The 20,740-nt window shown below is 53.5% G+C and carries 19 protein-coding genes; 5 read left to right on the plus strand and 14 right to left on the minus strand.

Annotated features, from left to right (window positions below; translation table 11 throughout):
* Positions 1-95: 95 nt before the first annotated feature.
* Positions 96-1,037: a malate dehydrogenase gene (gene mdh / locus SD425_RS20315; RefSeq protein WP_324671857.1), complete on the plus strand. Its 942-nt coding sequence runs from the start codon at positions 96-98 to the stop codon at positions 1,035-1,037.
* Between the two features lie 85 nt (positions 1,038-1,122).
* Here the strand turns inward: mdh and SD425_RS20320 are convergent, their stop codons facing one another.
* From SD425_RS20320 to mutL, 3 genes are all read right to left on the minus strand, one after another.
* A complete protein-coding gene (locus tag SD425_RS20320) occupies positions 1,123-2,013 on the minus strand; it encodes a rhomboid family intramembrane serine protease (RefSeq protein WP_324671858.1) in 891 nt (296 codons plus the stop codon).
* Between the two features lie 12 nt (positions 2,014-2,025).
* A complete protein-coding gene (locus tag SD425_RS20325; protein WP_324671859.1) occupies positions 2,026-2,820 on the minus strand; it encodes a rhomboid family intramembrane serine protease in 795 nt (264 codons plus the stop codon).
* Positions 2,821-2,934: 114 nt separating this feature from the next.
* On the minus strand, positions 2,935-4,887 hold the full coding sequence (gene mutL, locus SD425_RS20330; RefSeq protein WP_324671860.1) for a DNA mismatch repair endonuclease MutL: 1,953 nt from the start codon (positions 4,885-4,887) through the stop codon (positions 2,935-2,937).
* 281 nt (positions 4,888-5,168) lie between these two features.
* Here mutL and SD425_RS20335 point away from each other — a divergent pair, with 281 nt between their 5' ends.
* Together SD425_RS20335 and bshA are read left to right on the plus strand one after the other, a co-directional pair.
* Positions 5,169-8,123 carry a glycoside hydrolase family 3 N-terminal domain-containing protein gene (locus SD425_RS20335; protein WP_324671862.1) on the plus strand — a complete coding sequence of 985 codons (2,955 nt, stop codon included), beginning with the start codon at positions 5,169-5,171 and terminating at the stop codon, positions 8,121-8,123.
* Positions 8,124-8,328: 205 nt separating this feature from the next.
* Entirely contained in the window at positions 8,329-9,465 is a 1,137-nt protein-coding gene (gene bshA / locus SD425_RS20340) for an N-acetyl-alpha-D-glucosaminyl L-malate synthase BshA (protein WP_324671863.1), read from the plus strand.
* A gap of 127 nt (positions 9,466-9,592) precedes the next feature.
* Here the strand turns inward: bshA and SD425_RS20345 are convergent, their stop codons facing one another.
* Positions 9,593-10,129 (minus strand): hypothetical protein, encoded by a 537-nt coding sequence (locus SD425_RS20345; protein ID WP_324671864.1) that lies wholly within the window; start codon positions 10,127-10,129, stop codon positions 9,593-9,595.
* Between the two features lie 218 nt (positions 10,130-10,347).
* On the opposite strand from SD425_RS20345, the gene SD425_RS20350 reads away from it, so the two are divergent.
* Complete coding sequence (locus SD425_RS20350; protein ID WP_324671865.1) at positions 10,348-10,701, plus strand: iron-sulfur cluster assembly accessory protein; 354 nt, start codon at positions 10,348-10,350, stop codon at positions 10,699-10,701.
* Between the two features lie 59 nt (positions 10,702-10,760).
* Here SD425_RS20350 and SD425_RS20355 read toward each other — a convergent pair whose 3' ends face one another.
* The 9 genes from SD425_RS20355 to SD425_RS20395 all read right to left on the minus strand — a co-directional run bounded on the left by SD425_RS20355 (position 10,761) and on the right by SD425_RS20395 (position 19,062).
* On the minus strand, positions 10,761-11,486 hold the full coding sequence (locus SD425_RS20355) for a DUF2071 domain-containing protein (RefSeq protein ID WP_324671866.1): 726 nt from the start codon (positions 11,484-11,486) through the stop codon (positions 10,761-10,763).
* 77 nt (positions 11,487-11,563) lie between these two features.
* Positions 11,564-12,199, minus strand: a complete 636-nt coding sequence (locus SD425_RS20360; RefSeq protein WP_324671867.1) for a hypothetical protein — start codon at positions 12,197-12,199, stop codon at positions 11,564-11,566.
* An 8-nt stretch (positions 12,200-12,207) separates the two neighbouring features.
* Positions 12,208-13,083 (minus strand): ChaN family lipoprotein, encoded by an 876-nt coding sequence (locus SD425_RS20365; RefSeq protein WP_324671868.1) that lies wholly within the window; start codon positions 13,081-13,083, stop codon positions 12,208-12,210.
* 183 nt (positions 13,084-13,266) lie between these two features.
* On the minus strand, positions 13,267-14,631 hold the full coding sequence (locus tag SD425_RS20370; protein WP_324671869.1) for an ABC transporter permease: 1,365 nt from the start codon (positions 14,629-14,631) through the stop codon (positions 13,267-13,269).
* 101 nt (positions 14,632-14,732) lie between these two features.
* Positions 14,733-15,674, minus strand: a complete 942-nt coding sequence (locus SD425_RS20375; protein ID WP_324671870.1) for an ATP-binding cassette domain-containing protein — start codon at positions 15,672-15,674, stop codon at positions 14,733-14,735.
* Positions 15,675-15,798: 124 nt separating this feature from the next.
* A complete protein-coding gene (locus SD425_RS20380) occupies positions 15,799-16,455 on the minus strand; it encodes a hypothetical protein (protein ID WP_324671872.1) in 657 nt (218 codons plus the stop codon).
* Positions 16,455-16,952 (minus strand): RNA polymerase sigma factor, encoded by a 498-nt coding sequence (locus SD425_RS20385; protein ID WP_324671873.1) that lies wholly within the window; start codon positions 16,950-16,952, stop codon positions 16,455-16,457. Before SD425_RS20385 ends, SD425_RS20380 begins: the two co-directional genes overlap by 1 nt.
* Before the next feature lie 291 nt (positions 16,953-17,243).
* Positions 17,244-18,386: a molecular chaperone DnaJ gene (gene dnaJ, locus SD425_RS20390; RefSeq protein ID WP_324671874.1), complete on the minus strand. Its 1,143-nt coding sequence runs from the start codon at positions 18,384-18,386 to the stop codon at positions 17,244-17,246.
* 118 nt (positions 18,387-18,504) lie between these two features.
* On the minus strand, positions 18,505-19,062 hold the full coding sequence (locus tag SD425_RS20395; protein ID WP_324671875.1) for a nucleotide exchange factor GrpE: 558 nt from the start codon (positions 19,060-19,062) through the stop codon (positions 18,505-18,507).
* A gap of 201 nt (positions 19,063-19,263) precedes the next feature.
* Here SD425_RS20395 and SD425_RS20400 point away from each other — a divergent pair, with 201 nt between their 5' ends.
* Positions 19,264-19,599, plus strand: coding sequence for a hypothetical protein (locus SD425_RS20400; RefSeq protein ID WP_324671877.1), 336 nt, complete (start codon positions 19,264-19,266; stop codon positions 19,597-19,599).
* A gap of 3 nt (positions 19,600-19,602) precedes the next feature.
* On the opposite strand, the gene obgE is transcribed toward SD425_RS20400, so the two are convergent.
* Positions 19,603-20,595 carry a GTPase ObgE gene (obgE, locus tag SD425_RS20405; RefSeq protein WP_324671878.1) on the minus strand — a complete coding sequence of 331 codons (993 nt, stop codon included), beginning with the start codon at positions 20,593-20,595 and terminating at the stop codon, positions 19,603-19,605.
* Between the last annotated feature and the right edge of the window lie 145 nt (positions 20,596-20,740).

Genomic DNA, 20,740 nt, shown 5'->3' on the forward strand with positions numbered 1-20,740 from the left:
GCAACTACTTGCGTTATTGGAAAATCTACTGCTGAAGTGAACGGGTTTTACTTACATTTACACGTACCCCAACCTTCACCCCAATCCGTTCACCGATGAAAGTAACTGTAGTTGGAGCCGGAAACGTAGGCGCCACCTGTGCCGACGTTCTCGCCACCCGCGAAATCGCCAATGAAGTTGTATTAGTGGATATCAAGGAAGGTTTTGCCGAAGGCAAGGCACTCGATATCTGGCAGAAATCACCCGTTATCGGCTACGACTCCCGCACCATCGGAGTAACCGGTGACTATAGCCGCACCGCCGACTCGGAAGTGGTCGTTATTACCTCGGGGCTACCGCGCAAGCCCGGCATGAGCCGCGATGACCTGATTTCAACTAACGCGGGCATCGTGAAATCGGTCACGGAGCAAGTGGTGAAGTACTCGCCCAATGCCATCATCATCGTAGTGAGCAATCCGCTCGACGTGATGACCTATCAGGCGCACCTCACGTCAGGGTTGCCACGGGATAAGGTATTTGGCATGGCCGGCATCCTAGATACGGCCCGCTACCGCGCTTTCCTGGCTGAAGCGCTCAACGTGAGTCCGAAAGATATTCAGGCGGTACTTATGGGCGGCCACGGCGATACCATGGTACCCCTACCCCGCTACACCACTGTAGGCGGCATCCCGGTAACCGAACTGATTGGTAAAGAAGCTCTAGATGCTATCGTGCAGCGCACCGCAGTAGGTGGCGGCGAGCTAGTGAAATTGATGGGCACCTCGGCGTGGTATGCACCCGGCGCGGCAGCCGCCCAGATGGTAGAAGCTATTGTGCGCGACCAACGCCGCGTGTTCCCCGTATGCCTGAAGCTGGAAGGCGAGTACGGCATTGATGGCGTGTACCTAGGTGCCCCAGTTATCCTAGGCAAAAACGGTATCGAAAAGGTGCTAGAGCTTCAGCTCAATGCAGAAGAGAAAGCACTGCTCGAAACGTCGCGGGGCCATGTGAAGGAAGTGATGGATGCGCTGGATAAAATGGCATCAGCCACTGCGTAATTCATTCCGTGTAGCAATACAGCGGTAAAGAAAAGACCCACCTGAGCGTTCAGGTGGGTCTTTTCTTTACCGCTGTATGTTCCTCTTATTTCTGGCTCGCCCGAAACAGCTTTTGCTTTTCGTCTTTTGATAAGCTCTCGTAGCCTGAACGCGAAATCTTATCTAGGATCAGATCAATCTCATCCTGTTCAGGCTTCACTACCGTGCCGCGACGGGCAGAAGTGGGTTCCTCCGTTCGGCCACGGTGGGTAACTCGCAGCCGCGGCCGGCCGCTAAACACGCTACCGACAAAATCGCCAACGGCTTGCACCGGACGACCTAGGTCGGTGCCACGCTGTAGCTGCTTGATAAACACAAAACCTAGAACGGCGCCGCCAATGTGGGCTATTTCGCCACCCGCATTTCCTCCATCGATGCCAGCTAGAGAAATGAGAACAACAACGGCCGCGATGTACTTAATGCGGACGGGCCCGAACAGAAACAAGTTGAACGTATAATCTGGCAGCAACGTGGCCGCGCCCACGATGATGGCCGTTACGGCACCCGAAGCACCTAGCACTTCGGCTGGCGGCCCCATGCGGAAGACCGGAATCAGGTTGTAGCTGAGCAGAAAGAACACCGCCCCTACTAATGCACCTAGGATGTAAAGGCTCACCAGTTTCCGGTCGCCGAGGTACTCACGCACCAGCGAGCCAAACCAGTAGAGGTTTAGTAAGTTGAAAATAATGTGCAGAAAGCCTTGGTGTAGGAAAGCATACGTGAGCACCGTCCAAGGGCGGCGCAGCAACGCGTCTGGCTCCGAGGGCAGGCTAAAGATGCGCACGACATCTTCATACAACTCGCCGCTACCGCCGATAAATGTCACGACTCTGATCAGAATCAAAGCCACGAACACCAGCACGTTGATCAGCAGCAGCTGGTTCAGCGCATTATCACGGCGGTCGAAGGCAGTGCGAATGTCATTGAGAATACTCATGAGACAAAGAAATCAATAAAACTGCGAGCGGCCCCGCTCCCAGAATTTTAACACAATAAAGCCAATCAACAATCCGCCCAAATGAGCGAAGTGCGCCACATTGTCGCCTGGGGTGCGATGAATACCCCCGTACAGCTCGTAGAGCGCATAAAGCGTGACAAAATACTTGGCTTTAATTGGAAAGGGAAAGAAGAGCAACATGAGCTCCGTGTTCGGGAATAAATAGCCAAACGCAAACAAGAGTCCGAACAGTGCCCCCGAAGCACCTAGCATCCCAGCATTCGGCGAGTTGAGGCTTTCGCTATACACAGCCTGTAATGTCTCGTTGGCCGAACTGATAAGCCCTTGATCGTTAGGGTTCCGCTGTAGCGCCGATGCGACTGTTTGATAACCACTAGCTTCGGGGTAGTAGTTCTCGAAGAAATCTACCAAGCCAACGCCCGTTGGGTGCTCCTTAAATGCAATTCGCGCCTCGTTCATTTGATGCAGCTCGTAGTACTTTACGCTAGAGTAAAGCATCCCCGCACCTAGGCCGCAAATCAGCCAGAATACCAGGAACCGTTCTCCTCCCCAGCGTTGCTCCAGTAGTGGGCCGAAGGAGATCAAGCCGAACATGTTCGACAGAATATGCCCCCAGCTACCATGCAAGAACATGTAGGTCAGAAACTGCCAGAGTTGAAAGTGAATAGAGCCAATCGGATACAGCGCTCCAAACAATGACACTTGCGGCCCTAGCTGAGTTTGCAACAGGTAGATACCGACGTTGATAAACAGGAGAAGCCGAACCGTCGGGGTAAGATTGAACATGGGATGCAAGGTAGCGCGAAGCTCCAGCTTCGCGAATCGGTGAAGGTCATGAGTTGAACTAGCCTCAGCACAAATCGTTTAACGCGGCGCAAACCTGGAGCTTCGCACCGCTGGCTACCCCTTACGAAAAAACTCTTGTAACTGACTAAGTTCCAGCAAGACCAACGTGCGGCGGCCGTCGGGCGTGTAGCTAGGTACCGAGCACGCAAATAATTTGTCGACGAGGGTGTTCATTTCTACTTCTGCTAGCCGACTACCGGTGCTGCTACTAGCTACTCGCCGGGCCAGAGCACGCGCCATTTGCTCCCGACGGTCGAGCCGCACCGAGCTAGCATTCATGCGAAATTGTTCGATCAGGCCTTCGAACAGTTCCTTCTCGTCGCGGGCAGGTACGTCGGCCGGGATGCCTTCCACGGCGATGGTGTTGGGGCCGAACTCCGTAAAACGGAAACCTAGGGCATGCAACGAATCGGTTACTTCGCGCAGCACCGCAAAATCCTGGGGCGAAAAGGTAACGGTCCGCGGAAACAACAACGTCTGCGACAGGCCACTCTCTCGCTCCAGCGCCTGCGTATATTGCTCATACAGAATACGCTCCCGTGCCGCTGCTTGGTCGATCAGCATCACACCCGACTTTACTGGCACCAACAGGTACTGCTGGTTTACCTGCACCACTCGGTTGCCAGGACCGCTGCTGCTCTCGCGCAGCGGCAATTCGGCCGCCGCAGGTTCGGTTGGTTCTGCTGGCCTCGGCAGAGCAGGATTGTCTTTCGCGAAGGGATTCGTCGGAGGAGTGGCGGGCACGTCGGGCACCACCGTCTGGCCCAGGGAGCGGTAGAAATCCTCTAAGCCACGCTTGGCTTCTTCTGTTGGGCGCGGTGGTACATTCCGCTCGGGGATAACCTTTTCCTTGGCCGAGCTAGCTTCCTTCGGCGTAGCCGCCGCCCGAGCCGCGGCCGAAGCCAACGCATCAGGGCGGAAGTTTGTATCGAAGCTATTTTTTGCGGTATCGGAAATACGTAGCGGCTGGATGGGCGCAAAGTTGACGTCCCCCTCAAAATCCAGGGAAGGCGCCATATTGTGAATCCCCAATGACTGCTTCACAGCTGCTCGCACAATAGCGTACACGGTCTTCTCGTCCTCAAACTTGATTTCCGTCTTTGTGGGGTGCACGTTGATGTCAATCGTTTTGGGGTCAAGTTCCAGAAACAGCACGTAGAAGGGGTGCGTATCGCGGGGCAATAGGCCTTCATAGGCAGCTAGCACGGCGTGGTTCAGGTAAGCCGAGCGAATGAAGCGGTTATTAACAAAGAAGAACTGGTCACCGCGGCTCTTCTTCGCTGACTCGGGCTTGCCGATGTAGCCTTTCACGCTGATAAACGGCGTCACTTCCTCGCACTGAGCTAGCTGTTCTTTGTAGCCATTGCCAAGCAGCGCCACAATCCGCTGGCTGAGCTTACCAGCCGGTAGGTTGAACACTTCTAACTCATTCTGGTGCAGGGAGAAGGAAATCTGTGGGTTAGCCAGCGCCACGTGCTGAAACTCATCCAGGATGTGACGCATCTCTACAGCGTTGCTCTTCAAGAAATTACGCCGAGCGGGCACATTGTAGAAGAGGTTTTTCACCGAGATGCTCGTGCCATCGGGGCAGGCCACAGGCTGCTGGCTGGTTACCTGCGAGCCTTCCACCAGCAGCAGCGTGCCGGTATCGTAGTCGCGCTGCTTGGTGCGCAACTCGAGCTGCGACACAGCGGCAATACTGGCCAGCGCTTCGCCGCGAAAACCTAGGGTCCGAATCTTAAACAAGTCTTCCGTCGAACGGATCTTGCTGGTGGCATGGCGCTCCAAGCTCATCCGCGCATCGGTGGGCGACATGCCCGCGCCGTTGTCGACTACTTGCACGAGCTGCTTGCCCGCTTCCTTGATGATCAAGCGAACCTGCGTGGCTTTAGCATCCACAGCATTTTCCAACAACTCTTTGACCACTGAGGCCGGGCGTTGCACCACCTCGCCTGCCGCAATCTGATTGGCAAGGTACTCAGGGAGCAACTGAATCACGTCCGCCATGGGCCGGGAACTGAAGTTGAGAATGAATAGGTTAACAAAAGCAAAAGTGGCGCGGCGAGGTCGAAGCTACATTTGGCCTCGGGAAATAATCCGTAACTTCGCGGCCAACCTTTGTTTGCGCAGCACCGAGTGGAATTCCGCATCGGTGTTTTGGGAACGTTTGACGCCACCGCGGAGGCAGCTAAAATGGCCGCCAACGAGGCGTTTATTGCTTTCAATAGTAGACAAAAGTAGGGCTATTTCCGCTCGAATTCAACATTACGTTATCATCACGGGAGCCGATGCTCAAGGATTTTCGGATTAGACTCTTACTGCTTTTACTGGCCGTTACGGGTCTACTAATCTCTTCCTCCGCCCCCAACGACAAAGGTGAACGGCCTATTACGGCGGCCGAGCAAAACTGGGTTGACAGCGTGATGAACACGCTCACACCCGACCAGCGCATCGGCCAGCTGTTCATGGTGGCGGCGTATTCTAATAAGGATAAGAAGCACGCTCAGCACATCGACGACCTAGTTCGTAATTACCATATCGGTGGACTTATGTTTTTGCAGGGTGGCCCGCGGCGGCAGGCTATCCTCACCAACCGCTACCAGGCAGAAGCCAAAGTGCCACTGCTCATCGCCCTCGATGCAGAGTGGGGTCTCGACATGCGCCTCGACAGCTCCATGCACTTTGCCAAGGAGATGACCCTAGGAGCTACTGACGACGACCAGTACGTGTATCAGATGGGTCGCGAAATTGCGCTCAAGATGAAGACCTTGGGCGTACAGGTGAGCTTCTCCCCCGTCATCGACGTCAACTCCAATCCTGCGAACCCGGTAATTGGAAACCGTTCTTTTGGCGAGAATAAAGATCAGGTCTCAAAGCTAGGGGTTGCCTACATCAAGGGGCTGCAAGACCACGGGATTATCGCCGTCGCCAAACACTTTCCGGGTCACGGTGATACCGATATTGATTCGCACGTCTCGCTGCCGGTCATTAATACCGACATGGCGCGGTTTACCAACATTGATCTTTACCCCTTCCAACAGTCGTTTGAGGCTGGCGTGATGGGGGTGATGGTGGCGCACCTTTATATGCCACTCTTCGACACGGTGCGTACCCAAGCCACCACGCTGTCGAGGAATCTGGTGACTGGTCTGCTGAAGGAAAAAATGGCATATAAGGGCTTGGTTTTCACCGATGCACTTAATATGCGTAGCGTTGCCAACCTCTACAAACCCGGCGAAGTAGATGCCATGGCGCTGGTGGCCGGCAACGACGTACTGCTGTTTTCGGAGGACGTGCCGATTGCCCAACAGAAAATTCGGGAAGCTATTACTACCGGCCGCATCACGCAGGAAGAAATCGACTTCCGGGTACGCAAGATTTTGCGGGCGAAATATTGGGCAGGGCTAAACCACTATCGTCCGGTAGATCTGCCGAATTTGATGCAGAACCTGAACCGGCCGCTTAGCCGCACGGTACAGCAGCAGATCTACGAGCACGCTGTAACGGTAGCCAAGAACGAGGATAAGCTTCTTCCCTTCACGCGTTTGGACACCCTGCGCATTGCGGCCGTCACTATCGGTTCGCCCGTCGGTAGTACCTACGGCGACATGATGAATAAGTACCAGGCAGGGCCCGTGTACTCCGTCCCGAATCGCTACGCTGTTGATTCTACTTTTGCGCGCATTGCCACCCAGCTAGCTCCCTACAATACGGTGGTAGTAAGCTTGCACAACATGAATAACACGCCGACCCACAGCTACGGCATTGGGGAAGGCGCCTTGAAGTTCTTACAGCAGCTCCAGGCCAACAAGCGCATCAAAACCGTGGTGGTAGCCATGGGTAACGCGTACTCCCTGAAATACTTAGAAGGCGCCCGCACTTTGGTTTGTGGCTACGAAGACAATTACCCGTCGCAATTAGTATTGCCACAGGTATTGTTTGGTGCCCTACCCGCCCGTGGCCGCTTACCCGTAACGGTGTCGCCTACACTAAAAGCAGGACTAGGTATTCAAACCGCTGACTTGCAACGCCTGCGCTATGCTACGCCCGAGAGCGAGGGCATGGACTCCAGAGTGCTGAGCCAGATCGACAACGTGACGCTTGAAATGGCAGCGTATGCGGCCGCACCTGGTTGCCAGGTGATCGTAGCGAAGAACGGCGCCGTCGTATTCGACAAGAGCTACGGCTATCAAACGTACGACAAGAAAAGCCCCATCGACGAAAGCACGCTCTACGACCTAGCTTCCGTCACTAAAGTAGCAGGAACCCTACAAGCGGTCATGTACTTAAAGGACCAGGGTAAGCTGAACCTTGATGCTAAACTGGTGGAGTACCTGCCTGAACTGCGCGGTACTAACAAGCAGAATATGACCGTGCGCGACGTGCTGCTGCATCAAGCAGGCCTCAAGCCCGGCATCCCGACCTGGGAGCGCACCGTGAGCAAAGGGGGGCTTAAGCCGACCTTCTACGCCAGTGCCCGCACGGGCGACTTCCCCAACGAAGTAGCACCTGGCACTTACAGCATCAAAACTGCCGACGACTCTGTCTGGACGTGGATTCAGCGCTCAACGCTGCTGCCCAAGGTCAAAGGCAAGTACCCAGTAGAATACAGCGACCTGAGCTTTATCATTCTGAAGCACGTGGCCGAAAAGATTCTGCAACAGCCCATTGAGCAGTTTCTGCAGAAAACCTTTTACCAGCCCCTAGGTCTGGGCACTATGACTTTCAACCCGTTGCAGCACTTTCCACAAGCATGCATCGCGCCCACGGAAAACGACACGTATTACCGGCACATGCAGCTACAAGGCACCGTGCACGACCAGAGCGCGGCTATGGTGGGCGGGGTCAGCGGGCACGCGGGCTTGTTTTCAAACGCCAATGATCTAGCCATTCTGATGCAGATGAATCTGCAAAACGGGCAGTATGGGGGAAAGCGCTACTTCCAGACGCCGGTCGTAACGGACTTTGCAAAGTCGCAGACGGCCAATAACCGCCGCGGCCTAGGCTGGGACCATGGCACGCCTGAAAAGGCAGAAGGTCCCACTTCTAACCTATCTCCAGCGAGCACCTTTGGTCATACGGGCTTCACTGGCACCTGCGTGTGGCTCGATCCTGAAAACAAAATCCTCTACATCTTTCTTTCCAATCGGGTGTACCCCGATGCGGGCAACAATAAGTTGCGACAATACAACATCCGCACGCGCATCCATGACGTGATTTATAAGTCTTTACTCAAGACCTGATGTGTTGTTCCACGCACTTTTACAACCCTTGATCCGTAATTGGCGGTAAGCATCTAGGTAGATGACTTGCCGCCAATTTTTGTTTACGGTGCGAAGCTCCAGCTTCGCCCTTCGGAGAGTGGCTTGAGGTGCGCCGCTCTCCCGATAGACGTTCAACGAGGCACGAAGCTGGAGCTTCGCGCTACTGCCCGCCCCTTCTATCACCATGAACATCGGTATTGTTTGTTATCCCACCTTCGGCGGCTCCGGCGTTGTTGCTACCGAGCTAGGTAAAGCTCTAGCTCTGCGCGGCCACCGCGTGCACTTCATCACGTACAGCCAACCCGTACGCCTCGACTTTTTCAACGAGAACCTCTTCTACCACGAGGTGTATGTGCCGCCTTATCCACTCTTCCAATTTCCTCCGTATGAGCTAGCCCTAGCCTCCAAGATGGTCGATATCGTGCAGAACGAAAGGCTCGACGTGTTGCACGTGCACTATGCTATTCCGCATGCTTCGTCGGCGTACATGGCCAAACAGATTCTGCGGACTAAAGGCATTAGTGTACCGTTCATCACCACGCTGCACGGCACCGATATTACGCTGGTGGGCAAGGATGCTAGCTATGAGCCGGTTGTTACCTTCAGCATCAACCAGAGCGACGGGGTGACGTCCGTTTCGGCTGACCTAAAGGCCGAGACGTACCAGCATTTCGCCATCGAAAAAGATATCGAGGTCATCCCTAACTTCATTGACCTGACGCGCTTTAAGAAGCAAAACAAAGGGCACTTCCGGGCTGCTATTGCGCCCCAGAACGAAAAGCTGCTGGTGCATACGTCCAACTTCCGCTCGGTGAAGCGCGTGGATGACGTTATCAGCATCTTCGCCGGTGTGCGGGAGCAGATTCCCGCTAAGCTTCTGCTGGTCGGCGACGGGCCAGATCGTCAGCGCATTGAGAAAGTGGTGCGGGAGCTAGAACACAGCAATGATGTCCGCTTCCTAGGTAAGCTTGAAGCCGTGGAAGAAGTACTCAGTGTGGCCGACTTATTCCTGATGCCTTCGGAAAAGGAAAGCTTTGGCCTAGCTGCTCTAGAAGCTATGTCGTGCGAAGTGCCCGTGGTCAGCACCAACGCAGGCGGTATTCCTGAGCTGAACGTTGACGGCGTAACCGGCAGCATCAGCGCCATCGGTGACGTGAAAGACATGGTCCAGAAAGCCTTATTCATCCTACAGGATGATAACCTACCTAGGTTTAAAGCCGCCGCTCGCGCCCGCGCCGAGGAATTTGATGTTGAGAAGATTGTACCGCTCTACGAAGCGTGTTACCACAAAGCCATTGCTAGCCAACTAGCTGTGGTTTAAGGCAGTTTTCACTTGCTCTATATGACTAAAAAGAAAGCCCATCTGATTGTCAGATGGGCTTTCTTCTTTCCAAGCATTCCTGAGGCAAATGCTGTCGAGCTTATTTATGCAAGAGCCAAACCCAATTTTAAAATAGGCTGGCCGCTTCGCGTTTTACAATGTTGATGGCTTGCGCAGTTGGGTCTGTTTCATCTGCAATCAACCCTTCCAGAATACGCTTGGCTAGCTCCGTGCCACGGGCTTGCTGCGGGGCGTTTACCCCTTGGTAGGCCTTGTTAATTAGGGACAGGATGTGTTCCTTGGCTTGCTTTACCTGCTCCCACGCATCGGGGCTCATGTATAGCTGTTGGCTGAGGTTATGCTCGAACTCGGCACGCACTTCCTGGAGCAGCAGGCGGTGAAACTCGGAGGCCGACTGCCCCGCGCTGTTCAGACGCACTAGCAGGTTATTGGGCGTGATGCGCTCCAGCAACAAGATCACGCGCTCATACGCTTGCAAACGTACGGGCAGCACTTCTTTGGTGCTTTGCAGGCGCAACTCAATAAGCCGACGCTGCTGCTCCTTTTCTAAGTATTGCCGAATCAGCAAAAAAACGGACCCGGCTACGATTAGAGCCGGCAGGATGATTTTGAGTAGGTCGAAAATGTAAAGCATTGTATTCATGCGGGTAAGCGGCGCAAGCGTTGCGTTTGCGAGTTGGTAAGTAGCGAACTAATTGGTGAAATAAGGTACAGCGCCTATCAACGCAATGCTGGCGTAATAGTTGACAAAGATAAGTTGTGAACCGGATGGGCCACCTAGCTGTTGATATAACGGAAGGTCACACACTGATTCTGCTGACTTCGTATCTTTGCAATTATTTACTTAACCAGGAACGCACCATGGCAACAGCCGTTTCCACCAAGCTTGCTCCTATCAGCCTTACTCCTCGTGCTTTGGAGGAGGTTAAGAATATTCTCACCGAGAAAAACGTACCGGCCGAATACGGCTTGCGCGTAGGCGTACAGGGCGGCGGTTGCTCGGGCCTGAGCTACCTGCTAGGCTTCGACAAAGCCAAGGAGCAGGATGAAGTTTTCGACCTCGACGGGGTACTACTCATCATGGATAAGAAGCACGCCATGTACGTTATGGGCATGGAGGTTGACTTCCAGGATGGTCTGAACGCTCGTGGTTTCGTCTTCAACAATCCGCAAGCGAAAAGTACCTGCGGCTGCGGCTCGTCGTTCTCGGCGTAAACGCAGCTTTCGCAGCTCACCATACCTAGCCCCGGCAACTTCGTTGTCGGGGCTTTTTGTTACAATACTTTTTCGCCGCTCATAATCTTCACCGCAGAGCCATCGGCCATAAACACCGACCTAGGTTCCTGCTGCAAAGTTTCGACGAACTCAGGGCCATAAAGCGCCGCTACGTTGCAGTGAAATGTATAATCGGAAACGGGGCGAACCACCCAGCGCGGGTGCACCACCTCGTACTCTGAGGTCCGCTTGGCACTGCGCCGTGTGAAGCCCCAGTAATTTTCGGCCAAGAACTCTGCTTCGCTATCTTCAGGGATAGGCCCGGCGGTGGCTGCTGCTGTGCCGCGCAGGTAGTTCCACTCCCCTTTTATCTTCCAGTTGTAGTCTAACGCTAATTCGCCATTAGGCCTAGCTTCTATGCGGTGGCGCATGGGCAAGGCCACGTACTTTTCCTGATATAGTGTATTAGCGACCAGCACAATAGCAGGCTTCGACACAATTTCCTTCACAAACACGACGCCTTGCTTCCAACCGGCCGCCGTTTTGCGACGCACGTAGAAACGCAGGTTCACTTCGGCAAAATCACGGTGCCAGGGAAAAGGGATACCTAGCATGCGAGTATCCTCAAATAGTAGCCCAACCATGCTAGCGTAGTGCGTACCGTTCCAGTCGTCTAGCTCTACGCCGGCGGGCAGGTGCCGCCGCAGCACGCTCGCGTCAACTGCATAATTAGCTAGCAGCAGGTAGCGCCAGTTGGTTGTGAGGAAAGTGGTTTTCGTTGCCATGCGTCAAGAAGACAAGGCAACGGCCGAGGTTGTTTTGGACACAGCTCTATAGTGTTGGGTATTGCAAAGCTAGACGCTTAGCTAAAATCGTACGGGTAGCCGATTTCTTGCAGGTCTTTTTCGAGCTGTTGCCAGTCTTCCACGTGAGGAACGATGGCGAGGGCTAGCTCCTTTATCAGCGTTTTGCCTTGGTAAACGCTGGTTACAGCTTCTAAGGATGGAGCTGGCTTCTCCTGATCTTCGTCGTAATACTCGCTGGCCCAATCGATATACGTTTGCGGGTTGCCGTCGAAGATGTCTAGGAAGTTTTCAGAACCATCTTCGTCAATTTCCAGCTGGCCGATCTGCCATTTATCTTTTGGCGTGTACCAAATGCAGAAGGTTGTGCCGATAGAGTTAACTGGCTCACCGAAGATGAACTCATCAAAAACGTCGGGTAGGCCGCGCGTTAGCTGCCTTTTGTCAGTCTCTTCGTATTCAAAGGCATAACCATTGATAACGCAGCCTTGTGCGCGAAAGAGAATTAGCATCTGGTCCCCTTCACCATCCTGCATTTCGAATACTTCTTCGCCTTCCGCCCAATCCTTGTTGTAGGAGTAATAGCGGTATTCGTATTCTGGTGAGTTCAGGGCATCAAGCACCGCTACCGCCTTGCAGATGGCTTGTAGCTTTGCTTGGTCTGGTAGGGCGGTGTGGGTTAGGGTAGAGAGCATAACGAGTATTAGTACGTCTTGGTCATATCGGCCGGAACCACTAGTACGTAGTCGGCTTTTTGCTCGTTTTCCTTATCTAGCTTCCCCAGCTGTTCCTGTGCCACCGTCGACACAGTTAGAATCTTCAGTTTCGGGTCAGCTTGCTTGAGATACCACACGATGCCGTCGTGGTTGTCGGAGTGGTAGCTGCCGTTGAAGTGGAGCATTAGTTGACCGGGCTGCCGGCTCTGGCGAATGAAATAAGCCATGGTTGCATCTTTCAAGGCTTGCGCCTGGATGATGTTTTGCACGCCCGCGCCGTGTGCACCATCCCCGCCGAACATTGCTTGCATGTTCTTGTAGCCTGGCAGTTCGTAATCAACCGTAACGGGCAGCGGCGCTATCCAAGCCTTCTCGCTGGTGGGTAGCGCGTCGAGAGAGGTAAGGCTTCCTTTGGCAACTTGCGAGGCATAACGGCGCGGCACATTGGTACTCACTACGCGCAGCTTTTGCTGCTTGGCTAGCTGGAGTAACGGTTTATAATCGGTGGCATAGTTGGGCCAGGGGCGACTTTGTTCCTCGAAAGCCTTGTCATCCAGCTCGCCCACGTTGTATTGCTCCACCAGCGGTTGTACGTCGCGCTCAAACATCTCCATACCGAGCACCAGCTGACCGGCTTTGCGTTGAGCTAGGTCTTTGGCCAGCTGAAGCTCTAGCCAATGCGCAATAGGGTCGTTGTGCTGCTCACCAAACAAAACGACGTCAGCTTGGGCTAGCTCCTTAAGCATTTGGTCGTAGTCGGCGGACTTACCAACGGCGGTGAAGAGGCGGTAAGCAGGCCGGTCGGCGGCGGTAAAGCTGAGCAAAGCAAACAAGAAGGGCAACAGAAAAAGCTTGCGAATCATGGGAAGTAAGATAGAATAAAAAGCATCACAGCTCATTCGTGGCTAGCGACTGGCTGTGCAGTAATAAGGAAGAGACGCAAAACTTTGCGTCTCCTTGCTAGAACAACCCGACCTAGCTTTTTAGGTTCGTTTGCCCAACTAAGGAGACGCAAAATTTTGCGTCCCTACACCATAGTTAACTGATTATCCTTTATAGAACATCCACTTACCTAGCTCTTTGTAGGTCACTTTCTTTCCGTACATCAGTACGCCTACGCGGTAGATGCGCGCAGCTACCCACACCGTACCAATAAAGCCTGCTATCAGCAGCACCACAGACAACCCTAGCTGCCAGAGCGGCACGCCAAACGGCAGCCGAATGACCATGGCAATGGGCGAGGTAAACGGAATCATCGACATCCAAAAGGCAATCGGGCCATCAGGGTTGCGCAGGATAACGGACACGCCAATGAGGTAGCTGAGAATGAGCGGCAGCGTGACAGGAAACATAAACTGCTGCGTGTCCGTCTGGTCGTCTACGGCCGCACCAATTGCCCCAAATAGTGCTCCGTACAACAGGTAACCACCCAGGAAGTAAATTAGAAAGCCTCCTAGGATCATCCCGATTGGCAAATCCCGTAAGGCACCGAATATAGCCGAGCGTCCATCTACTACGGCTGCTTCGGGTTGCTGGCTAGCTTCTGCTTGCGCAACTCGTTTGTCGTCATTACTAGCCCCTGCTCTTGTAGCTAGCGTTGTGGTTGGACGAGCATTGTCACTGCCAAATACTGCCGAGCCAACAATAGAGCTAGCTCCGAATGATAGAACGGCCCACAACACAAACTGGGTTAGGCCCACGGCAGCAATGCCCACAATCTTGCCCATCATCAGGTCGAAGGGCCGCACCGATGACAGCATTACTTCCATAATACGGTTCGACTTCTCCTCTCCTACGCCCCGCATAATCTGCACGCCGTAGATAAAGATGAACATGTAGATGAGCAGCGCCAGTACGTACGCCGCGCCGGTTGTCGCCATGGTATCGCTGCTTTTTTCCTGGCCTTTCTCGTCCAGGGCCACCGTCGTGAGCGACACGCGCGAGCGAAGCTGGTCAAGTTGCTCCTGCGTCAGCCCCGACTTCTGCATCTTCATCTCCGATAAGGCTTTATTCAGCGCATTCTCAACGGCGCGCTGCTTGCGCATGCTCACGTTGCCTTTAGCAAACAGCTGAATACCTTGCGGATTCTGCACATCTAGGTTCGCCGGCAAGTAAAGCAGACCCGCATGCTCCGATTTCTGGAAGCTCTGCTTGGCTTCGGCCAAGGTACCGGCTGCGGGCAGAAATAAGAGCTGCTCAGTAGTAGGCAGCTTGCTTGTCAGACCTAGGTTGGTGTCGTCGCGCACCTCAACTACATCCACCGAGTTGTCGTCGGACTTAGCCAGCTTGGCCACGAAGGCGAAAACCCCAGCCATCAGCAACGGCACCAAGAGGGTTAGCACCACGAAGCTTTTTTTGCGAACTCGGGTCAGGTATTCGCGTTGGGCGATAAGCCAAAATTTGTAGTTCATGTTTTTTTAAATCAAGATCAATAAGGGTTGGAGCAATTACTCTACTGAGTCTACCAAACTGTCCGAAGGCGGTAAGCCAAGCAGCACAGCTAGTTGCTCGTCTATTGGCTAACTTCCTCTACCAGCGACTCCGGCATGGTCTCCTGCACGCGCCGAATAAAGATTTCGTTGATGCTAGGTATTTGCTCGCGGAAGGCGTGTACCTCCACGTTATTGATCAGATAGCGCAGCAAGTCGTTGGGCGTGGTACCCGCGTGCAGCCGAATTCGGTCGTAGAAAAAGCCATTTTCGCGCTCCTTGTGTTCAATCACCTCAAAATCAGGATGCATTACCATCAGGCGCCCTTTGCCTTCTACCTCGTAGGTATTGGTTTTGAACGTGTCTTTGATTTGCCGCACGGGTCCGTCGAGCACTTTGCGCGAACGGTTGATCAGGGCAATGTTGTCGCACATTTCCTCCACCGATTCCATGCGGTGCGTGGAGAAAATAATCGTGGCGCCTTGCTCGCGCAAGTTGATAATCTCGTCTTTGATGAGGTTAGCATTGATTGGGTCGAAGCCTGAGAACGGCTCATCCAGAATGATCAAGCTAGGTTCGTGCAGCACTGTGGCAATGAACTGCACCTTCTGCTGCATGCCTTTGCTCAGGTCTTCCACAAACTTATTCGACCACGGCTTCAGATCTAGCCGCTCTAGCCACCCCTTGATGCGCTGCACAGCATCTGCCCGACTGAGCCCCCGAAGTCGGGCTAGGTAGAGTAGTTGCTCGCCTACCTTCATCTTCTTATAGAGTCCGCGCTCCTCGGGCAGGTAGCCGATTTGGGCGATGTGGCTCGGGTTCAGCTTCTCACCCCGGAACCGGATTTCGCCGGAATCAGCGCCTGTAATCTGGGTGATGATGCGGATGAGCGAAGTCTTACCGGCGCCGTTTGGCCCGAGCAGGCCGAAGATGCTGCGTTCCGGAATTTCGAGGCTGACGCCACTAAGAGCAACGTGCGCAGAATAGGCCTTGCGCACGTCGATAGCTTGTAAGATTGCGGTCACGGGGAGAGATAAAATGATGAAGCTAAAGGTAGAGAGTTCGGCCGCACGAAGCTGAAGAATTCAACTGAAAGGTAGAACGGCAGGGATAAACGGGCGAAAAGCTGGTCTGAACAGATGAAAAAGGCTAATGCTTCTCATCGGCCAGCTCACGCAGAGCGGCATCCATTTGGTCAAGGTACTGGCCATACTGACGCTGCTGCTTTATCTTCCCAACCCGCAGTAAGCCGATAATCAGTCCTACGCACACGACAGTGCCCACTATCCATGCTAGTACATGCTGTCTCCAGTGCGGGGTAGTAGGATCAAGCAACTCTTGCACTGACCCACGATTTGCGTATAGGAAGGATCCGATAACGGCGGTTAACAATCCTACGGCCATTAGGCGAGCGGTGAGTAGCAGCTGGCGCAGCTTAGCTGAAGTAGTTTTCAGTTGCTGATAGAGGTTGGCACTGTTTACCTCCATTGCTCGCATCAACTGCCAACGCTGCAGCAGCACGAACAGTAGAAATGCCACTACTCCTCCCATCAAAATTAATAGTGGATAGCGCGATTCACTTTTAGAGCCGAACGGCTCAACAGTCCGGAGGAAGTTAAACACGTTCAGCAGTAATATTGAGATAATAAGGAGATTGCCACGACGAATGTTGGCTTTCAGTTGAGCAATAGGCTCTTGGGTACGTTGCTGTAGCATAGTGTGCAAAAGTTGTTCGGTGGATTCAGGGGAAGGCATTGAGCCGGATGGCTGTTGCTGCCAGCGGCGGCGAAGGTCATCGAGTTCCATCAGGCGATTTGGGTAAGTAATTGGCGAAGCTTGTCTTGCACGCGGTGCATTTTCACGCGCACGTTATTTTGGGTGATGCCGAGGATGTCGGCTATTTCCTCATAGCTGCGGTCTTCGAGGTAAAGCAGCACGAAGGCCTTCTCCACATCCGATAGCCGTCCGATAGCTCGGTGAAGTTGCGCTAAGTCGTCGGCGTCGGGCCCAGAATCGAGCGACAAGGCTAGGTCAGGGGTGTCTGTACCCAACCGATTGATAGCAGGTTTGCGGGTGCGCTGCCGCAAATCAGAAATGGCCACGTTCAGCGCCACTCGATAAAGCCACGTACTGATTTTCGCACGCGGTTCGTAGTGCGGATACGCTCGCCAGAGTTGTAATATAATCTCTTGGTACAAGTCCTGCCGATCATCAGTACCTTGACAATACAGCTTGCACACGCGCTGAATCAGCGCGTGATGCGCATTGATTAAGGCAATAAATTCTGCTGATTGAGGCTGCAAGGCGTGGCGTTCAAGATTTACACAGCATGAATCGCTAACCTAGCTTTTGCATTACAGAAATCGATAAAGATTTTTTCGACCAACTTTCTCAATGGCCAATTGAACGTCCTTTCGACCAGCGGGAGAAATTTCGCGTGCCATACTAACTCTAATCGACAGGTCACTACCACACAACGACAGCACGCGAGATTTCTCCCGTGGTCGAAAGGACGGCCTAATTGAAGTCATCTTAAAACAAAAACGCCCATCCTCAAAGAGGACGGGCGTTCAACACAAGAGAGTAATTTATTCTTACTGGAAGTACTCCTTCACTTTTTCAAAGAAGCCCTTCTCGTTTTTGCCAGGGTTCGGTGTGAAATTCTGGGCATTGCGCAGTTTTTCGAGCAACTCGCGCTCTTCCCCACTCACGTTCTTTGGCGTCCAGACATTGATGTGGATGAGTTGGTCGCCGCGGCCGTAGCCGTTGATGTCCTTAATACCCTTACCACGCAAACGCAAAATCTTGCCGGGCTGGGTACCAGGCTCTACTTTGATCTTTACTTTTCCTTCGATGGTCGGCACTTCGACGCTAGCACCTAGGGCCGCATCTACGAAGGAAATATATTGATCGAACATGATGTTGTTGCCGTCGCGCTTCAAGAACTCGTGCGGCTCCTCCTCGATCTGGATGAGCAGGTCGCCGGGCACGCCGCCGCGCTCGGGGTAGTTGCCTTTGCCACCCATCGAAAGGGTCATCTCGTCTACCACACCGGCTGGAATGTTGATCGGGATGATTTCCTCCTGGAGTTGGCGGCCTTCACCGTGGCACACATCGCACTTCTGACTCACGATTTTGCCTTCGCCGTTACAGGTCGGGCAAGTCGACGAGCTAACCATCTGGCCAAGCATGGTATTTACCACACGCTTCACTTGGCCTTGACCATGGCATGTACCGCACTCTTTTACTTCCGTGCCGTTTTTGGCGCCAGTGCCCGAGCAAGTGTTACACGCTACATAGCGCTTCACCTTGATCTTCTTCTCAACACCGTTGGCAATTTCCTCTAGATCAAGTTTGAGCTTGATGCGCAGGTTGGAGCCTTTCTTCACGCGTCGACCACCAGCCGAACGGCCTTGGCCACCGAAGAAACCCTCGAAGCCACCACCGCCGAAGATGTCGCCGAATTGTGAGAAAATATCCTCCATATTCGGACCGCCACCACTAGCGCCACCCATACCCTGGTGACCAAATCGGTCGTAGCGGGCACGCTTGTCGTTGTCCGACAGTACTTCATACGCTTCGGCCGCTTCCTTGAACTTCTCTTCGGCCGTTGGGTCATCAGGGTTTTTATCGGGGTGATACTTGATGGCTACTTTGCGGTAGGCCTTCTTAATCTCATCCCCGGCCGCGGTTTTCGCCACGCCCAGCACCTCATAGTAATCTCGCTTCGTTGCCATTGTTCTCCTCAGTACAGAGTATTTTGTATTGAGTATTGAGTGCTGTTGACTGATTTTGTAGCAAAAGCTAGAAGGCATCGCCTACCCTAGCTCACTACTCAATACCAACTACTCAATACTAGCTCCCTAGCACCACTTTCGCGTGGCGAATGACCTTATCACCTAGGTAATAGCCTTTTTCCACCTCATCAACTACCTTGCCTTTCAGCTCGTCTGAGGGAGCCGGAATCTGGGTAATTGCCTCGTGCAGATCAGGATCGAAAGCTCCGCCCTTCGTCTCCATCGGGGTGAGGCCCTTTTGCTGGAGCGTTTTGAGCAGCTTGTTGTAGATTATATCTACGCTCTCACGCACGACATTCACGTCTTCGGAAGACTGTGTGTGGGTGCGGGCGCGTTCAAAGTCATCAATTATTGGCAGCATCACCTGCATCAACTCTTGGTTTGCCGTTTTGAACAAATCCTGACGTTCCTTGGCAGTGCGGCGCTTGTAGTTATCAAACTCAGCCGCCAAACGCAAGTACTTGTCTTTCAGTTCAGCTAGCTCGGCGTCCGTTTTAGTGGCTTCTGCTTGAGGAGCGCCGCCATCAGCGGCTTCGGTATCGGTCATTTCGCCAGCTACGTGGTCGGTATCGGCAGTCAGGTTGTCGTCCTGGGGTACGTTGTTCTCGTCAGCCATTTTATCAAAAAATCGTCGAAACGGGTTTTTCACTGAATTTAAGCCAGTTGGCAGGGGTGTGAGGGCAAGGAGTTTGCCAAAGGCTAGGTTGCTGCCATTGTGGCACGGAAACTTGCAACCTAGGTACTTAGTTCAAACTATGAGAGCGGAAGGTGGCATCTTTCTACTAAGTGCCTAGTGACGATACAACTAACCAGTAGAATGACAATCCTCCTTACCCGCGACCCAGTAGCATCAAGCGATGACTTACTTGAACACCGCTTTATCGTACCCAGCAACATCACGCTAGCTGACATTCTACAAATCGTACTTGCTCAACGTTATCTAGCTACTATTGCGGGTGGCAAGGCTACTTGGGTGGCTCACTTACAAGAGAAGCCAATAGCGGTGCTAGCGCAACAATGGCAACAACCAGTGTTATTGTCGGATCAGCTTCCGCTTTTGGATAATACAGACCTAATACGGCTGCATTTACGCTACTATAACCAGCAGGACCCGGAGGAAGTACTTTCTCGTTTGCGGTCAAGCCGAGGATAGCAGTTACTCGTGCAGTGCCTTCCAGATCATATCTTTCAGCGGCTGAATATTCTTGTTGGTCAAGCTCGAAATAAAGACGCTAGGCACATCCTGCGGCAGCGTTTCTCGCATCTCGGCTTCTAGCTCGTCGTCAATCAAGTCGGACTTTGTGATGGCTAGCAATCGGCGCTTTTCTAGCAACTCCGGATTGAATTGCTCCAGCTCGCTGATCAGCACTTGGTACTCAGCGGCAATGTCGTCGCTGTCGGCGGCAATCATAAACAACAAGATGGAGTTACGCTCGATGTGCTTGAGGAAGCGTGTACCTAGGCCACGACCTTCGGCTGCGCCCTCGATGATACCCGGAATGTCGGCCATCACGAATGACTTATAGTCGCGATAGGCTACGACCCCTAGGTTTGGCACTAGCGTGGTGAAGGCGTAATCCGCAATCTTCGGTTTGGCGGCTGATACCACGGAGAGCAGCGTGCTTTTGCCCGCATTCGGGAAGCCGACCAAACCTACGTCAGCTAGCAGCTTTAGCTCCAGCACTACCCACTCTTCAATGCCAGGCTCACCGGGCTGAGCGTATTGTGGGGCTTGGTTTGTAGCGCTTTTGAAGTGGTCGTTGCCGAGGCCACCGCGGCCGCCGGGGGTCAAAATTATGCGCTGGCCGTGCTCGGTGATTTCTACCTTCTTCTCGCCGGCTTCGGCGTCGCGAGCGATGGTACCTAGCGGGACGTGCAGAATCACGTCTTCCCCCTGGGCGCCCGTGCGCAAGTTTTCGCCGCCACCCTGCCCGTGGCCAGCAATAATGTGCTTCTGGTATTGCAGGTGCAGCAACGTCCAGAGCTGCGAGTCACCTTCTAAGATGATGTGGCCGCCGCGGCCGCCATCGCCGCCATCAGGGCCACCATTTGGTAGGCCTTTGGCGCGAAAGAAATGGTGCGAACCGGCGCCACCCCGCCCCGAGCGGCAGCAGATCTTGACGTAATCGATAAAGTTATTAGAAGCCACTTTTGGAAGTGTTGAGTTTTGAAGATTTGAGGCTAAGGTGCTATTCTGAGCTACGGAAGTAGCCCGAGTCGAAGGCTAAGCTACATACTCAGACTTCTCACCTAGCTTTTTCTGACCGGGCTAAAAACGGCTGTCATCCTGACGA

It is taken from the genome of Hymenobacter sp. GOD-10R (assembly GCF_035609205.1).
Lineage (GTDB): Bacteria > Bacteroidota > Bacteroidia > Cytophagales > Hymenobacteraceae > Hymenobacter.

Excerpts from the sequence above, each read along its gene's own strand:
- SD425_RS20370 (WP_324671869.1), bottom strand. The coding sequence starts at position 14,631 with ATGAACTACAAATTTTGGCTTATCGCCCAACGCGAATACCTGACCCGA.
- SD425_RS20320 (WP_324671858.1), bottom strand. The coding sequence starts at position 2,013 with ATGAGTATTCTCAATGACATTCGCACTGCCTTCGACCGCCGTGATAAT.
- mutL (WP_324671860.1), bottom strand. The coding sequence starts at position 4,887 with ATGGCGGACGTGATTCAGTTGCTCCCTGAGTACCTTGCCAATCAGATT.
- SD425_RS20355 (WP_324671866.1), bottom strand. The coding sequence starts at position 11,486 with ATGGCAACGAAAACCACTTTCCTCACAACCAACTGGCGCTACCTGCTG.
- SD425_RS20365 (WP_324671868.1), bottom strand. The coding sequence starts at position 13,083 with ATGATTCGCAAGCTTTTTCTGTTGCCCTTCTTGTTTGCTTTGCTCAGC.
- SD425_RS20400 (WP_324671877.1), top strand. The coding sequence starts at position 19,264 with ATGACAATCCTCCTTACCCGCGACCCAGTAGCATCAAGCGATGACTTA.
- SD425_RS20380 (WP_324671872.1), bottom strand. The coding sequence starts at position 16,455 with ATGGAACTCGATGACCTTCGCCGCCGCTGGCAGCAACAGCCATCCGGC.
- dnaJ (WP_324671874.1), bottom strand. The coding sequence starts at position 18,386 with ATGGCAACGAAGCGAGATTACTATGAGGTGCTGGGCGTGGCGAAAACC.
- SD425_RS20345 (WP_324671864.1), bottom strand. The coding sequence starts at position 10,129 with ATGAATACAATGCTTTACATTTTCGACCTACTCAAAATCATCCTGCCG.
- SD425_RS20325 (WP_324671859.1), bottom strand. The coding sequence starts at position 2,820 with ATGTTCAATCTTACCCCGACGGTTCGGCTTCTCCTGTTTATCAACGTC.
- mdh (WP_324671857.1), top strand. The coding sequence starts at position 96 with ATGAAAGTAACTGTAGTTGGAGCCGGAAACGTAGGCGCCACCTGTGCC.
- SD425_RS20335 (WP_324671862.1), top strand. The coding sequence starts at position 5,169 with ATGCTCAAGGATTTTCGGATTAGACTCTTACTGCTTTTACTGGCCGTT.
- SD425_RS20360 (WP_324671867.1), bottom strand. The coding sequence starts at position 12,199 with ATGCTCTCTACCCTAACCCACACCGCCCTACCAGACCAAGCAAAGCTA.
- SD425_RS20350 (WP_324671865.1), top strand. The coding sequence starts at position 10,348 with ATGGCAACAGCCGTTTCCACCAAGCTTGCTCCTATCAGCCTTACTCCT.
- SD425_RS20395 (WP_324671875.1), bottom strand. The coding sequence starts at position 19,062 with ATGGCTGACGAGAACAACGTACCCCAGGACGACAACCTGACTGCCGAT.
- bshA (WP_324671863.1), top strand. The coding sequence starts at position 8,329 with ATGAACATCGGTATTGTTTGTTATCCCACCTTCGGCGGCTCCGGCGTT.